A 14,991-nucleotide genomic window follows, 5' to 3' on the forward strand; every position below is an offset into this window, starting at 1 on the left:
AAGTACCCCAGCAGGTAGCTCGCCGTGACGCTCGAAATCTGGCTCGGCGACAGCCGGCGCGATCTCGCCGGTGGGTCGACTCGGCGGGGTGAGCTGGCGGGAAGTGATCGGGGGTGGTTGAGGTCACGGCCGAGCGGCAGTCGCTGCCCCGGCGCCGGGGTCTGGTTGCGGGGCGCGCATCGCAGTCCACAAGCGCTGAGTGCCGGCCACCGCCGACGAAGATCTGTCTCTCACGGCGACCACAGCGCGAGATCGCGCCGGTGTTGGGATCGAGCGGTGCGATCGGCCGCCAGGCCGATCCGACCGCTCGATCCCCCACACCGGCTCAAAGGCGATCTCGCCGCCCCGGCGGAGCCGGGGCAGAAAATTCAGGCCGAGGCAAAATTACCGCCTATTGCGCAGGTAGTCGCCGACCACGGCGGCGCCCAGGCCGTCCAGGTCGGGGGCCACCACGCGGCCGCCGGAGCGGCGGGCGATGGTGTCCACGAACGCTTCCAGCCGCGGGTCCTCCCCGAGGCGGAAGACCGTGACCGAAGCGCCCATCTTGGCGATCCGGTCCACTTCGGACAGTGTCTTGTAGATCGTGCGCGGGTCCGGCGGGTAGTCGAACACCGCTTCACCGTCGGGTTCCAAATGCGCGGTCGGCTCGCCGTCGGTGACCATCAGCACCACGGGCTGCGCGTCGGGGTGGCGGCGCAGGTGCTGGCCGGCCAGCAGCAGCGCGTGGTGGGCGTTGGTGCCCTGCTCCCACGTGCCCTCCAGGCCCACCAGCTCCGGCAGGTCCACCTTCATCGCGTAGCGGCCGAAGGTGATCAGCTGCAGCGCGTCGTTGCGGAAGCGGGTGCTGATCAGCTGGTGCAGGGCGAGCGCCGTGCGCTTCATCGGCAGCCAGCGGTCCTCCTGCACCATCGACCACGACGTGTCCACCAGGAGCGCCACGGCCGCGCGCGAGCGGTGCTCGGTCTCGACGACCTCCACGTCCTCGACGTCGAGCGTCACCGCGCGCGAGCCGACCGACGTCGAGCGCAGCACCGCGTTGCGGACCGTGCGCGGCACGTCCCACGGCTGCATGTCCCCGAACCGCCACGGGCGGCTCGAGCCCGTGGGCTCCCCCGCGGCGCCGGCGGACTCGGTCTCCCGGTCGCCCGTCTTGCCGCGCAGCGAGTTGACCACATCGGACAGTGCCGTCTCGCCCAGGCGCCGCAACGCCTTGGGCGACAGGCGAAGCGAGCCGTCGGCCGCTCGTTCGAACAGACCCTGCCGGCGAAGCTCACGCTCCAGTTCGGACAGTCTCCGCGCGTCGACACCGGCGTCGGGACCCAGCTGGCGCTGCAGTGCGTCCATGTCAATGTCCTCGAGCCGCGCGCCCGGGTAGGCCTGGCCCAGCTGTTCGGCCAGCCCGTCGAGCTCCGCGAGGTCCTGCATCGCCTGCGCGCCCTCGCCCAGGCCCAGCGGGTCCTGGCCGCGGAAGCGCTCCGAGCCCTGCCAGTCCTCCCCCGGCCGCAGCGCCTGCAGCGCCGCGTCGAGAGCGGACAGCTGCTGGGCGATGCGCGGGTCGCCGAACGCCTGCTGCGACAGCTCCGCCAGCTCGGCGCGCTGCTCGGCCGACATCGAGTTCAGCATCCGCTGCGCGGCCGCGGCGCGGGAGGCCAGCGCGTCGATCAGCTCCTCGACGTTGCGCGGGTTCTCCGGGAAGAACTCGCCGTGGCGGCGCATGAACTCCGCGAACCGCTCGTCGATGTCGTCGGCGCCCTGCGCGTGGGCCTGCAGCAGCGCGTTGAGGTCGGACAGCATCTGGTTGACCTGTTCGACGTCCTCGGGCCCGGCGTTCTGCAGCGCCTGCTTCATGCCCTGGAACCGCGCGTCGAGCGCCTCGCGGCCGAGCAGGTCGCGGATCTGCTCGTACTTCTGCCGGCCTTCGGACGACCGCCAGTCGTACTCGCTCAGCTCGCGCACGGCCGCGGCGGTGCCCGGCGGGAGGGCGTCGAGCTGCGCCTCGCGGAAGCGCGCCTCGTCGTCCGGGTCCGGGAACAGCTCGCGGCGCTCGGCGGTCAGCGCCTCGCTCAGCAGCTGCTGCACCTCCTGCAGCGTGCCGTCGAGCCGGTGGCGGCGCTGGATCTCCGAACGGCGCTGCCACAGCCGCCGCGTGAGCTCGTCAAGGCCCGACGTGCGCTCGGTGCCACGGCGCAGCAGCTCCTCCAGCGCCGAGCGCGGCGACGCGCCGGCCATCACGTCGCGGCCGATCTCGTCGAGCGCGTCGCGCAGGTCCGCCGGCGGCGCCAGCGGATCCGGCCCGTCGTGCCACGGGCCGTAGGAGTACCCCTCGGGAATGAGCGGCATTACTGGCCGTACACCGTGGTGTTCTCGTCGGAGTCCTTCGCCAGCCGCCTGGCGAGGAACAGCGACTCCAGTGCCAGCTCCACCGCAGCCGCGATGCGACCGGCCGGCTCGTCGGAGGACACCCCGGCACGCTGGGCGACCTCGTGCAGCACCGGCAGCTCCGGCAAGGCGGCGAGCACGTCCCGGGCCGGCACGCGCTCGCCGGTGGCCACCAGGTGGCCGTCGGCGACGGCGTCGGACAGCGGACGCAGGTCCAGCCCGGCGAAGCGCTCCCGCGCGGTTTCGGCCACGGCCCGGCGCATCAGGTGCACGAGGTGCTCGACCTCGCGGCCCTCCTCGCCCGGCTCGAACTCGATCTTGCCGCGCAGCACGGCAGGCACCGCTTCGAGGTCGACCGGCCGCGCGACGGCCGGGTTCTCCCCGGTGAGCGCCGCCCGGCGCAGCGCCGCGGCGGCGACGGTTTCGGCGGCGGCCACGGCGAAGCGCGCAGACACCCCGGACCGCTGGTCGATCACCGGCGACTCGCGCAGGTTGCGCACGAACCGGGCCAGCACCTCCAGCAGCGGCTCGCCGACCTCGGCGACGAGGTGCGCCTCCTGCTTCACCACGGCGACTTCGGCGTCGACGTCGAGCGGGTAGTGGGTGCGGATCTCCGCACCGAAGCGGTCCTTCAGCGGCGTGATGATGCGGCCGCGGTTGGTGTAGTCCTCGGGGTTCGCGGTGGCGACGAGCAGCACGTCCAGCGGCAGCCGCAGCGTGTAACCGCGGACCTGGATGTCGCGCTCCTCCATCACGTTCAGCAGCGCGACCTGGATGCGCTCGGCGAGGTCGGGCAGCTCGTTGATCGCCACGATGCCGCGGTGGGCGCGCGGAACGAGCCCGAAGTGGATCGTCTCCGGGTCGCCGAGGCTGCGGCCCTCGGCCACCTTCACCGGGTCGACGTCGCCGATGAGGTCACCGACGGACGTGTCCGGCGTCGCGAGCTTCTCGGTGTAGCGCTCGCTGCGGTGGCGCCACGCCACGGGCAGGTCGTCGCCCAGCTCCGCCGCGCGGCGGATCGAGGCGGGGGTGATCGGGTCGAGGGGGTGCTCGCCGAGCTCGGAGCCCTCGATGACGGGGGTCCACTCGTCGAGCAGGCCGGCGAGCGTGCGCAGCAGGCGCGTCTTGCCCTGGCCTCGTTCGCCGAGCAGGACGACGTCGTGGCCGGCGAGCAGCGCGCGCTCGAGCTGCGGCAGGACGGTGCGGGAGAAGCCGACGATGCCGGGCCACGCGTCGCGGCCTTCGCGCAGCGCGGTCAGCAGGTTGTCGTGGATCTCCTGAGCGATGGGGCGCGGGGTGTACCCGGCGGCGCGGAGCTCGCCCGCGGTACGGGGAAGTGAGTCTGGGACAACGGTCACGGCATCGACGCTACTTATCGTTTCGGCGTACGTCGACGTGGAGCGACTCCAGCGTGGGCGATCGTCCACGAAGTGTGGACTACCGGTAAAATAGGGCGTCGTGTGCCGTCCCAGTGCGACCCTCGCCGTCTGGTCCTCCGCGTGGCTCAACGGAGCCGCCGCTTCCGACGATGTGCTCGACGCCCTCGCTGCCTGGGGCGAAGCGCACGACGTCGTCGCGGCCGATGCCCCCGCCGCCGAAGCCTTCGAGCTCCCGCTGGCGTTCCACCGCGCCGCGACCCCGGTCCAGCTCCTCATGGCGCTGCGCGCGCAGAGCGTGAAAATGGCGCAGCTCGTGCTCCCCGTACCCGGCGACGTCCGCGGCCTCGGCGGGGGCGGCCCGTTCGCCGAGGCGGCGCTGCGCTGCGGTGACGCGGTCGTCCTTACCGAGCTCGGCTTCGGCCTCGTGCCCGAGCCGATCGCGGAAGGCCTGATGCGCTGGACGGTCTACTCGGTGCCCACCCCGGTTCCGCTCGAGTACCAGTCGCTGCCCGACTCCGAACACGGGCTCACGGACGCGATCCGCGCCAGCGCGGGTGCGTTGCAGGCGCTGGACGTGGCCAGCGACCGCCCCGGCGTACGCGCCGAACTGTCGGCCCATCTGCGATCACGCCCGCAGGTCGAGTGGCCGGCCGGTACGCCCGCGCGGGCGCTGCGCGTGCTGCAGCGCGCGGAGGAGATCTCGGCGATCCTGGCCATCGCCCGCACCGACGACCCGGGAGGCGCGCTGTCCGCCTCGGCCGCCAGCCGTCGCGCCGAAGCGTTGCGGCCCTTGTCGGACGCGGTGCGCACGGCTCGGACGGCGTCGGTCAACGAAGCGGTGCGGGTGTTCGCGGAGCAGGCCGACCGGCAGCCGTGAGGTTCTCCACGCTCAGCTGACAGCGAACACGCGCCTCCGCAGCTCAGCCGAGAACGAACAATACGCTTTTTGTCCGCGTTGCCCGGTTTTTTCCGGGCAACGCGGACACTTTTCAGTTCAGCGGGCGGGACGCTTCGCGGGCTCGCAGCACCCGATCGAGCAAGGCGCGCCGTTGACCGAGCAGCCGTCGGCCGGGAAGGGCGAGAGCTTGCGAGCCGGGGCGTCGGAAATGTGCTCGCGCACCAATTCCACCACCAGCTCGGCGAAGCGCGGGTCGACGTCGGGCGTCGCAGCGCGGGCGAAGGCCATGCCGTGTTCGGCGGCGCGCTCGGCGGCTTCGTTGTCGAGGTCCCAGATCACCTCGAGGTGGTCGGAGACGAAGCCGATCGGGCTGACCACCACGGAATTCACGCCGGCGGAGTGGAGGGCGTCGACGTGGTCGACGATGTCCGGCTCCAGCCACGGCACCTGCGGCGGCCCTGAGCGCGACTGCCAGACCACGTCGTACTCCGCGATGCCCGCCTCGGCCGCCACGAGCCGCGCGGCTTCGGCGATCTGGCGGGAGTAGCGCCGGCCCCCTTCGGCGGGCGGGCCGGAGGCGACGTCGGCGCTCACGGGCACGGAGTGCGCGGTGAAGACCGTGCGCGTGTCCGGGCGGTCACCGAGGCGCGCGTGGGCGGCGCGCACCGCGTCGGCGATCGCGGAGATGAACAGCGGGTGGTCGAAGAACTGGCGCAGCTTCACGATCTCCGGCGCTTCGGGTCCCACGGCTTCGCGGGCGCGCACGATGTCCTCGTCGTACTGGCGGCACGCGGAGTACCCGCCGTAGGCACTGGTGGGGAACGCGAGCACGCGCTGCACGCCGTCGGCCTTCATCCGCGCCACGGTGTCCTCCACCATGGGCTGCCAGTTGCGGTTGCCGAAGTACACCGGCAGGTCGAGACCTTCGGCCGCGAGCTGCTTCTCGACAGCCGCGATGGCTGCGCGGTTGAGCCGGTTGATCGGCGACACCCCGCCGAAGTGCTGGTAGTGCTCGGCGACCTCGAGCAGCCGCTCGCGCGGCACCCCGCGTCCCCGGGTGACGTTCTCCAGGAACGGCATCACCTCGTCGGGCCCCTCCGGACCGCCGAACGAAAGCCATAACAACGCGTCGTAACCCACGGTGTCCATCTTGCCCCTGTGGTGGCGCCCACGACGGAGCGGGCTCATTGTGTACTGACCTATCCAAAATCTGGTACCGTGTCCGTATGCCCAGGCCACGCGAGTTCGACGAGACCGAAGCCCTCGAAGGCGCCATGAACGCCTTCTGGGCACGCGGCTACGAGGCGACCTCCACACAGGACCTCTGCGCTGCGACCGGACTCGGCCGCAGCAGCGTGTACAACACGTTCACCAGCAAGGAAATCCTGTTCCGGCGCGCGCTCGAGCACTACATCCGGCTCGGCGTCCGCGGCCGGGCCGCAGTGCTGGAACAGGCCGACGACGGGCTCGACGCGATCCACCGGCTCCTGGCGTCGGTGATCGACGACGAGCTCACCCACGGCCGCCGCGGCTGTCTGGTGGTGAACACGGTCGCCGAGTTCGGCACCGCGGACCCCGAGATCACGGCCCTGGTCGAGGCGGACACCGCCGCGCACCTGGCGTCGCTCGCCGAATGCGCTCGCCTCGGCCAGGCCGACGGCAGCATCACCCGCGACCGGGATCCGCACGACATTGCGGAGTTCGTGCACAGCACCGTGAGCGGACTGCGGCTGATGTCGCGCCGCGGCGCCGAACGCGCAGCCATGACGGCGGTGGCCGACATCGCCGTCGCCGCACTCGCCCGCCGCTGACTCCACCCGCACCGACTACTCCACCCCAACATCAGCGTCGATGCACTACGAGCCAGTTTTGTACCAATCAATCCATAAGGAGAGACGAACCGTGCCCTTGGCCGTCTTCGTGCTCGGGCTCAGCATCTTCGCCCTCGGCACCTCGGAGTTCATGATCACCGGCCTGCTTCCCGGGATGGCGGCCGACCTCGGCGTCAGCATCCCCGACGCCGGCCTGCTCATCTCGGCGTTCGCCGTCGGCATGGTGGTCGGCGCGCCGCTGCTGGCCGTCGGCACGCTCAAGCTGCCCCGCCGCACGACCCTGCTCGCGCTGCTGGTGGTGTTCGCCGGTTCCCACGTCGGCGGCGCACTCGCCCCGGGTTACGGCCTGCTCTTCGCGACCCGCATCGTGAGTGCCCTGGCCTGCGCCGGGTTCTGGGCCGTCGCCGCGGCGACCACCGTTTCGCTCGTGCCCGCGGCGCGCCGCGGCCGCGCGCTCGCGGTGCTGGTCGGCGGCCTGACCCTGGCGAACATCGCCGGCGTCCCCGCCGGCACCTTCCTCGGCCAGCACGCCGGCTGGCGCACCGCGTTCTGGGCGGTGGCCGCGCTGACCGTGGTGGCCGTCGTCGGCGTGCTCGCGTTCGTGCCGCGCACCGTCTCGGACTCCTCGGCCCTGCGGGTGCGGACAGAACTGCGGGTCTTCCGCAACGGACGGGTCTGGCTGGCGCTGGGCGTGATCGCGCTGACGCAGGCCATGGTCTTCGCGACGTTCAGCTACCTCGCGCCGTTGCTCACGACGACCGACGGCCTGCCCTCCTCGTGGGTCCCGCTCGTGCTCGTGCTCTTCGGCGCCGGCGCGGTGATCGGCATCCTCGCCGGCGGGAAGCTCGCCGACGCCCGTCCGTTCTCGACGCTGTACGGCAGCCTGGGGCTGGCCGTCGCCGCGCTGATCGCCCTCGCGGTCACCTCGGACACCGTGGTCGCCGTGGTCGCGGTCCTCGTGCTCGGCGCCGCCGCGTTCGCGGCCAACCCGGCCCTCAACGTCCGGGCGTACTCGGTCGCGGGCGGATCGTCCACATTGGTCGGCGCCAGCACCACGTCGGGCTTCAACGTCGGCAACACCGCGGGTCCGTGGGTCGGCGGTGTCGCGATCAACGCGGGTCTCGGCTTCCCGAGCGTCGCATGGGTGAGCGTGGGGCTCGGTGGGCTGGCGCTGGCCGCCCTCACGTTCGCCCTGCGCCTGCAGTGTTCCGACGACGCCCGCGCTCCCCGCTCGGCGCTCTCCTCCAAGGAGCCGGTAACCCAGCCTGCCACGCAGTGAAACGGCGAACGGCTCCCGCGAAAACTTCGCGGGAGCCGTTCGCCGTAAGGGAAAGAGCTCAGATGCCGAGGGCGTGCACGCCGCCGTCGACCATGATCATCGAGCCGGTGGTGGCCGGCAGCCAGTCCGACAGCGCGACGCAGACGGTCTTGGCCGTCGGGTCCGGGTCGGAGCTGTCCCAGCCGAGCGGGGCGCGCTCGTTCCACCCGTCTTCGAGCTCGTTGAAGCCCGGGATCGACTTCGCGGCCATCGTCTTCATCGGGCCGGCGCTGACCAGGTTCACGCGGATGCCGCGCGGACCGAGGTCCCGCGCGAGGTAGCGGTTCACCGACTCCAAGGCCGCCTTCGCGACGCCCATCCAGTTGTAGGCCGGCCACGCCACGCGCGCGTCGAAGTCCATGCCGACGATCGACGAGCCGCGCGAGAGCAGCGGCAGCGTCGCCACCGCCAGCGACTTGAACGAGAACGCCGACACGTCCACGGCGATCTTCACGTCGTCGCTCGGCGCGTCCAGGAACGGCGCGCCCAGGCAGGTCTGCGGGGCGAAGCCGATGGAGTGCAGCACGCCGTCGAGGCCGTCGACGTGCTCGCGCACGCGGTCGGCCAGCGAGTCGAGGTGCTCGGAGTTGGTCACGTCGAGCTCGAGCACCGGCGCCGGCTTCGGGAGGCGCTTGGCGATGGTCTTGACCAGCGAGAGCCGGCCGAAGCCGGTGAGCACGACCTCAGCGCCCTCCTGCTGCGCGATCTTGGCCGCGTGGAACGCGAGCGAGGCGTCGGTGATGACACCGGTGATCAGCAGCCGCTTGCCTTCGAGCAGTCCGGGCAACGGGTTCCTCCAGGTCTTGTGGTGGTCGCGGAAGAGTCGGGGAACGTCAGTGGCCGAGGCCGAGGCCACCGTCGACCGGCAGCACCGCGCCGTTGACGTAGGCGGCGTCGTCGGAGGCGAGGTAGCGCACGGCCGCGGCGATCTCGGCCGGCTCGGCGTAGCGGCCGGTGGGCACGTTGGCGAGGATCTCCTTCTTGCGGTCCTCGCCGAGCGCTTCGGTCATGTCGGTGCGGACGAAGCCGGGCGCGATCACGTTGGACGTGATGTTGCGCGAACCGAGCTCCCGTGCGAGCGAGCGCGAGAAGCCGACGAGACCGGCCTTCGAGGCGGCGTAGTTCGCCTGGCCCGCCGAGCCCGAGAGGCCGACGACCGACGAGATGAAGATGAACCGGCCCCAGCGGGCGCGCAGCATGCCGCGCGACGCGCGCTTGGCGACCCGGAACGCGCCGGTGAGGTTCGCGTTCACCACGCGCTCGAACTGCTCCTCGCTCATGCGCATCAGGAGCGTGTCGTCGGTGAGCCCGGCGTTGGACACGAGCACCTCGACGGGGCCCTGATGCTCCTCGACCAGCTTGAACGCGGCGTCGATCTGCTCGGCGTCCGTGACGTCCGCTTCGACCCCGAAGAGCCCTTCCGGCGCGCCGGAGCCGCGGTGGGTGACGGCCACCTGGTGGCCCTGCTCGGCGAGGTCCCGGGCGATCGCCAGACCGATACCCCGGTTGCCGCCGGTGACCAAGACCGACCGTCCCACTGCATGTCTCCCTCTGCTCGGTGTCCCTGTCGCGTTCGTACCGGGACGAGGCTATCGGCCGCGCGCGGCGTCGCCGCACCCGGCGCCACCTCCGCGTCCGGGCCGGGCGCGGAAGTCCAGGGCGGAGGTTAGGGCGCCGCACGCCGGTCCGTTTGCGCAGACCAGAGGGTTCCTACAAACCGAGGAAAGGACGGACGTGCGATCCGCACAAAACGTGATCAGGATCGCCGGTCCCCGGCCCTCCGACACGGTCGCAACTCACCTAAGGCCAGGTAAGGAACAGCGCCGCGACCTTGCCGCGCGCGTACTCCGGTAGTCACCGTGAGTCGCGACACAGGAGGTCAAGGATGACTACCCGGATCCCCACCCCGGTGACCCGCGAGGGCGAGCGCCGAGTCGTCGGCAACGTGCTGCGCGGCTCCATCGGCAACCTCGTCGAGTGGTACGACTGGTATGCCTACTCGGCGTTCACGATCTACTTCGCCAAAGCGTTCTTCCCCGGCGGCGACGCGACGGCCCAGTTCCTCAACACCGCGGCCGTGTTCGCCGTGGGGTTCCTGATGCGCCCGCTGGGCGGCTGGATGCTCGGGCGTTTCGCCGACCGGTTCGGGCGCCGCAGCGCGCTCGTGCTCTCGGTTTCGATGATGGCGTTCGGCTCGCTGCTCATCGCGGCGACGCCGGGCTACGCGTCCATCGGCGTGGCGGCGCCGATCCTCCTCGTGCTCGCGCGACTGCTGCAGGGGCTTTCGGTGGGCGGCGAGTACTCGACGTCGGCGACGTATCTGTCCGAAGTGGCCACTCCCGGCAAGCGCGGTTTCTACTCCAGCTTCCAGTACGTGACGCTCGTCGGCGGGCAACTGCTCGCGCTCGGGCTGCAGCTGATCCTGCAGAGCGTGCTCACCGAGGCGCAGATGGGCGACTGGGGCTGGCGCATCGCGTTCGTGGTCGGCGCCGTCGCGGCGGTGGTCGTGATGGTGTTGCGGCGCAGCATGGACGAGTCGGCCAGTTACGAGCGCGTCGCCGCCCAGGAGAGTTCCGCACAGTCCGGCTCGGGCAAGCAGGCCGGCGAACGCGGCACACTGCGCACGCTCGTGAAGTACCCGAGGGAGATCGCGCTCGTCGTCGGCCTCACGCTCGGCGGCACGGTCGCCTTCTACACCTACGCCACCTACACGCAGAAGTTCCTCGAGAACACCGCCGGCATCCCGCGCCGCACGGTGACCTGGATCCTCTTCATCGCCTTGCTGATCTTCGCGCTCCTGCAGCCGGTGGCCGGACGGCTGTCGGACCGGATCGGCCGGCGGAAGCTGCTGATGTTCTTCGGCATCGCGGGCACCGTGCTCACCGTCCCGATCATGACGACCATGGCGCACACGAAGCAGCCGGTGCTCGCCTTCCTGTTGCTGCTCGGGGCGCTCGTGATCGTCACGGGCTACACGTCCATCAACGCGATCGTGAAGGCCGAGCTGTTCCCCACACGTATCCGCGCGCTCGGCGTCGGCCTGCCGTACGCGCTGACCGTGGCGATCTTCGGCGGCACGGCCGAACTCATCGCGCAGGCACTGAAGAAGGCGGGGCACGAATCGCTGTTCTTCTGGTACGTCGCGGGCTGCATCCTCATCTCGCTCATCGTGTACGGGACAATGCGCGAAACGTCGCGTTCGTCCGCCCTGGAACGTGACGAAGACTGAGCGGGAGGACGGCCGTGCGCGTGCTGCTCGTGGAGGACGACACCGGGGTCGCCGGTGCGCTCGCCGAGACGCTGCACGCGCGTGGCCACGCCGTGACCAGCGTCGGCCGCGGTGCCGACGCGCTGCACCGGCACCGTGAGGCCGATCTGCTGCTGCTCGACCTCGGCCTGCCGGACCTCGACGGGCTCGACGTGCTGCGCAAGATCCGCCAGGTCTCCGCCGTGCCCGTGATCGTGCTGACCGCCCGCGGCGACGAACGGTCCGTCGTCCGCGGGCTGCGCCTGGGCGCGGACGACTACCTCACGAAACCCGTGCGGCTGGCCGAACTGCTCGCGCGGATGGACGCCGTCGTGCGCCGGGCGGGCGTGCGCGACACCCCGGCCGACGACGCCGTGGTGCGGCTCGAAGACGTCGAGATCGACCTCGGCGGGCGCCGCGTCCTGGTGGCGGGCCGGGACATCGGGCTGACGACGAAGGAGTTCGCGGTACTGGCCGTGCTCGCCGCGCGGCCGGGCACCGCCGTGAGCCGCCAGCAGCTGATGGACGAGGTGTGGGGCGACGCGTACCTCGCCATCTCGCGATCGCTCGACGTCCACATGACACAGCTGCGCGCCAAGCTCGACCGGCCGGGCCTGCTCACGACGATCCGCGGCTTCGGCTACCGGCTGGGCCGGGGCTGAGCAGTGCGCACCCGCCTGCTCGTCGTGCTGGTCGCGCTCGCGCTGCTCGTGGTGGCCGCGTTCGCTGTGCCGCTGCTGGCGAGTACGGCGGAGCAGCGCACGCAGCAGCTGGTGATCTCCCGCAGCAACGACGTCGACCGGTTCGGCGTGCTGGCTCAGCAGGCGGTCGACGCGCACGACCCGGCGGCACTCGACGCGGAGGCCGAGCGGTACTCGGAGCTCTACGGCGAGGCCGTGGTGGTGGTCGACGCGCAGCGCACCCCGCTGGTGCAGACAGGTGGGCTCACGGCCGCGGCGCCGGAGGTGCGCGCGCTCGTGGAGGCGACCATGCGCAACGAGCCCGCCCAGCGCGTCGATCGGCTGAGCCCGTGGTCAGTCGGGCCGGTGCTGTTCGCACGTCCGGTGGGGTCGGGCACGCGGGTGGCCGGTGTGGTGGTGCTGCGCGCCTCCGTGGCCGCGGCGGCCGCCGACGTCGCCGCCCGCTGGAGCGCAATCGCCGCCGGGGCACTGCTCGTGGCAGCCGTGTTCGTGCTGTTGGCGGTGCTGCTCGCACGGTGGATGGTGCGGCCGCTGGTCGAGCTGGAGACGGGCGTGCTGGCCGTCGCGGGCGGCCATCGCGCGCAGGTGCCGGAGAGCTCCGGGCCGCGCGAGCTGCGGTCGCTCGCGGCTTCGGTGAACCGCATGTCCGACGCCGTGGCCGAGGCCGCCGACCAGCAGCACCGGCTCGTCGCGGACACCTCCCACCAGCTGCGCAACCCGATGGCCGCGCTGCGGCTGCGCGTCGACTCGCTCGCCTCGGCCGAGGCCGGCCGGCCGGCGTACCGGGCGATCGTCGCGGAGGTCGAACGCCTCGAACGCATCCTCGACGGCCTGCTCGCCCTCGCCACCGCGGAGTCCACCGCCACCCGCATCGCCGCCGGCTCGGACGACGAACCCGCCGACCTCGCCGCGGTGATCGCCGAACGCGTTGACGCCTGGCGCCCCGCCGCAGACGACGCCGGCGCAACCCTGCTCCCCTGCCCCGGCCACGCCGAACCCGTGCTCGTGCACACCCCCGAGGGTGAGCTCGCGCAGATCCTCGACGTGCTGCTCGACAACGCCGTCCACCACGCCGGGTGCGGCGCCACCATCTCGGCCGTGTGGGAGACCTCGCCGGGCGCCGCCACCCTCGTCGTCACCGACGACGGCCCCGGCCTGCCACCCGCCGACTTCACCCGCGCGACGGATCGCTTCTGGCGCGCCGGCGGTGACGGCGCGCCCCGCGGCACGGGCCTCGGTCTCGCCATCGCGCGCGAGCAGACCCGCGCCCGCGGCGGCACGCTCGAACTGCGCGCCAACGAGCCGCACGGGTTGCAGGTCCGCGTGGCACTGCCGGCGGTGACGCCGTGACGATCACGCGCCGCACCGCATTGCTCGGCGGGCTCGGCCTCGCGCTGGCCGGGTGCGCGCCCGCCTATCGCGGCCCCGAGCGGTCCGTCACGATCGCCGCCGGTGAGCAAGGCGGGTTCTACCTGGCGTTCGCGGAGGTGCTCGCGGCCGAGGTGAGCCGGGCGGAGCCGCGGTTGCACTGCACGGCCGTGGCGACCGAGGCGAGCGTCGTGAATGTCGAGCGCGTGCGCGACGGCGGGGCCGACCTCGGGCTCGTGCTCGCGGACGTCGCGCAGTCGGCGCTCGCGGGCCGGGCGCCGTTTCCCGCGCCGGTGCCGTTGCGGGCACTGGGCCGGGTGTACGAGAACTACCTGCAGCTCGTGGTGCGCGCGGACGATCGTCTCGCGCAGCTGCGGGACCTGGCGGGACGGCCGGTGTCCGTCGGCGCGGGCGGGTCGGGCGCCGCGCAGCTGGGCGAGCGCGTGTTCGCCGCGGCCGGCGTATCCGTGGTGGCGCGGCACCTGCCGCTGGCGGACGCCATCGCCGCGCTGGCGAGCCATCGCATCGACGCGCTCCTGTGGTCGGGCGGCCTCCCCACCCCGGCGCTCGCCGAGCTCAACCGCACGACACCACTCGCGTTGTTGCCGCTCGCGTCGGTGATCCCCGCGTTGCGGGCGAAGCACGGGCCGGTCTACGAACAGGTCCAAGTGCCCGCCGGCGCGTACGCGGGAGTCGGGGCGCCGGCGACGATCGGCGTGGCAAACCTGCTCGTCTGCGCCCCGCGGCTGCCCTCGGACGTCGCCGCGGCGGTGGTGCGGGTGCTCGCCGGGCGCGCGGCCGATCTGGTGCCGGCGCAGGCCGTCGGGACGCAGTTCCTCGACGTGCGCACGCTCATCGGCACCCAGCCCGTGCCGCTGCACCCCGGGGCCGCCGACACCTACCGGGCACTCCACGGCTGATCGGCGCTCGCTAGATTGGTTGCGTGACCCTACCGCGCCGACCGCTGGTCGAGATGCCCTTGCGCGTGCGCTACCACGAGTGCGACGGCCAGGGGATCGTCTTCAACGCCCACTACCTCGCATACGTGGACATGGCCTCGTTCGAGGTCGAGAAGGCGTTGTTCGGCTCGCACGAAGCGTTCCTGGCCACGGGGATCGACGTGGTGGTCGCGGAGTCGAACCTGCGCTACCGCGCGCCGTGCCGCTACGACGACGACCTCGTGGTGTCGGTGTTCCTCACACACCTCGGGACCACGTCGATGGTCTACGAGTCGGAGATCCGCCGCGGCGGCAAGCTCACCACCGAGGCGAAGATCCGCTACGTGTTCATCGACCCCGTCACCCTGCGCAAGACCGAGCCGCCCGTCGCCGTGCGCGACGTCTACGCGGCCCACCTGCCCACACCCACCGCTCCCTGACGTTCCTGAGGTCCGGCCATGTTCCGCGTGCTCTTCTACCACCCCGAGATCCCGCCGAACACCGGCAACGCGATCCGCCTCGCCGCCAACACCGGCTGCGAACTGCACCTGGTCGAGCCGCTGGGGTTCACGCTCGAGGACAAGCAGCTGCGCCGCGCCGGGCTCGACTACCACGACCTCGCGCGCGTCCGCGTGCACGCCGATCTCGCCGCCGCGTGGCAAGCGCTGTTGCCGGCCAAGGTCTACGCGTTCAGCGCCAAGGCCACGCGCCTCTACACCGACGTGGCCTACGAACCCGGCGACGTGCTGCTGTTCGGCCCCGAGTCCGCCGGCCTGCCCGACGACGTGCAGCAGGCGACCGAGATCACCGACCGGGTGCGGCTGCCGATGGTGCCCACGAGCCGTTCGCTCAACCTGGCCAACACCGCGGCCATCACGATCTACGAAGCCTGGCGGCAGAACGGTTTCGGCCTGCCGCCAGGCTGAGTCGC

Annotated in this window: 14 protein-coding genes; 9 read left to right on the plus strand and 5 right to left on the minus strand. The window is 72.0% G+C overall.

All coding sequences use genetic code 11. The features are described 5' to 3' along the window. Positions 1-384 precede the first annotated feature (384 nt). Together ABZU76_RS49180 and ABZU76_RS49185 are read right to left on the minus strand one after the other, a co-directional pair. Positions 385-2,340 carry a VWA domain-containing protein gene (locus ABZU76_RS49180; RefSeq protein WP_354884677.1) on the minus strand — a complete coding sequence of 652 codons (1,956 nt, stop codon included), beginning with the start codon at positions 2,338-2,340 and terminating at the stop codon, positions 385-387. Then, on the minus strand, positions 2,340-3,737 hold the full coding sequence (locus ABZU76_RS49185) for an ATP-binding protein (protein ID WP_354884680.1): 1,398 nt from the start codon (positions 3,735-3,737) through the stop codon (positions 2,340-2,342). Before ABZU76_RS49185 ends, ABZU76_RS49180 begins: the two co-directional genes overlap by 1 nt. A gap of 100 nt (positions 3,738-3,837) precedes the next feature. On the opposite strand from ABZU76_RS49185, the gene ABZU76_RS49190 reads away from it, so the two are divergent. Further along, positions 3,838-4,635 carry a hypothetical protein gene (locus tag ABZU76_RS49190; protein WP_354884683.1) on the plus strand — a complete coding sequence of 266 codons (798 nt, stop codon included), beginning with the start codon at positions 3,838-3,840 and terminating at the stop codon, positions 4,633-4,635. 117 nt (positions 4,636-4,752) lie between these two features. On the opposite strand, the gene ABZU76_RS49195 is transcribed toward ABZU76_RS49190, so the two are convergent. Beyond that, positions 4,753-5,796 carry a ferrochelatase gene (locus ABZU76_RS49195; protein WP_354884743.1) on the minus strand — a complete coding sequence of 348 codons (1,044 nt, stop codon included), beginning with the start codon at positions 5,794-5,796 and terminating at the stop codon, positions 4,753-4,755. An 86-nt stretch (positions 5,797-5,882) separates the two neighbouring features. On the opposite strand from ABZU76_RS49195, the gene ABZU76_RS49200 reads away from it, so the two are divergent. Then, positions 5,883-6,467, plus strand: a complete 585-nt coding sequence (locus tag ABZU76_RS49200; protein ID WP_354884686.1) for a TetR family transcriptional regulator — start codon at positions 5,883-5,885, stop codon at positions 6,465-6,467. 91 nt (positions 6,468-6,558) lie between these two features. Further along, positions 6,559-7,767 carry a Cmx/CmrA family chloramphenicol efflux MFS transporter gene (locus tag ABZU76_RS49205; protein ID WP_354884689.1) on the plus strand — a complete coding sequence of 403 codons (1,209 nt, stop codon included), beginning with the start codon at positions 6,559-6,561 and terminating at the stop codon, positions 7,765-7,767. A 58-nt stretch (positions 7,768-7,825) separates the two neighbouring features. On the opposite strand, the gene fabI is transcribed toward ABZU76_RS49205, so the two are convergent. Beyond that, positions 7,826-8,593, minus strand: a complete 768-nt coding sequence (gene fabI / locus ABZU76_RS49210; protein WP_285966884.1) for an enoyl-ACP reductase FabI — start codon at positions 8,591-8,593, stop codon at positions 7,826-7,828. A gap of 46 nt (positions 8,594-8,639) precedes the next feature. Next, on the minus strand, positions 8,640-9,344 hold the full coding sequence (locus ABZU76_RS49215; RefSeq protein ID WP_220240816.1) for a beta-ketoacyl-ACP reductase: 705 nt from the start codon (positions 9,342-9,344) through the stop codon (positions 8,640-8,642). 347 nt (positions 9,345-9,691) lie between these two features. Between ABZU76_RS49215 and ABZU76_RS49220 the strand changes: the two genes are divergently transcribed. From ABZU76_RS49220 to ABZU76_RS49245, 6 genes are read left to right on the plus strand one after another with little or no spacing between them, the layout of a single operon-like run. Next, on the plus strand, positions 9,692-11,035 hold the full coding sequence (locus ABZU76_RS49220; protein WP_354884693.1) for an MFS transporter: 1,344 nt from the start codon (positions 9,692-9,694) through the stop codon (positions 11,033-11,035). A gap of 14 nt (positions 11,036-11,049) precedes the next feature. Next, positions 11,050-11,715: a response regulator transcription factor gene (locus tag ABZU76_RS49225; protein WP_220240820.1), complete on the plus strand. Its 666-nt coding sequence runs from the start codon at positions 11,050-11,052 to the stop codon at positions 11,713-11,715. Positions 11,716-11,718: 3 nt separating this feature from the next. Beyond that, complete coding sequence (locus ABZU76_RS49230) at positions 11,719-13,104, plus strand: HAMP domain-containing sensor histidine kinase (RefSeq protein WP_354884696.1); 1,386 nt, start codon at positions 11,719-11,721, stop codon at positions 13,102-13,104. After that, positions 13,101-14,042 (plus strand): TAXI family TRAP transporter solute-binding subunit, encoded by a 942-nt coding sequence (locus ABZU76_RS49235; protein ID WP_354884699.1) that lies wholly within the window; start codon positions 13,101-13,103, stop codon positions 14,040-14,042. Before ABZU76_RS49230 ends, ABZU76_RS49235 begins: the two co-directional genes overlap by 4 nt. Before the next feature lie 23 nt (positions 14,043-14,065). Further along, complete coding sequence (locus ABZU76_RS49240; protein WP_354884702.1) at positions 14,066-14,500, plus strand: thioesterase family protein; 435 nt, start codon at positions 14,066-14,068, stop codon at positions 14,498-14,500. 18 nt (positions 14,501-14,518) lie between these two features. Next, positions 14,519-14,986 (plus strand): tRNA (cytidine(34)-2'-O)-methyltransferase, encoded by a 468-nt coding sequence (locus ABZU76_RS49245; protein ID WP_354884705.1) that lies wholly within the window; start codon positions 14,519-14,521, stop codon positions 14,984-14,986. Positions 14,987-14,991: the final 5 nt, after the last annotated feature.

Source organism: Amycolatopsis sp. NPDC005232 (assembly GCF_040607795.1).
In the GTDB taxonomy this organism is placed as follows: Bacteria; Actinomycetota; Actinomycetes; order Mycobacteriales; family Pseudonocardiaceae; genus Amycolatopsis.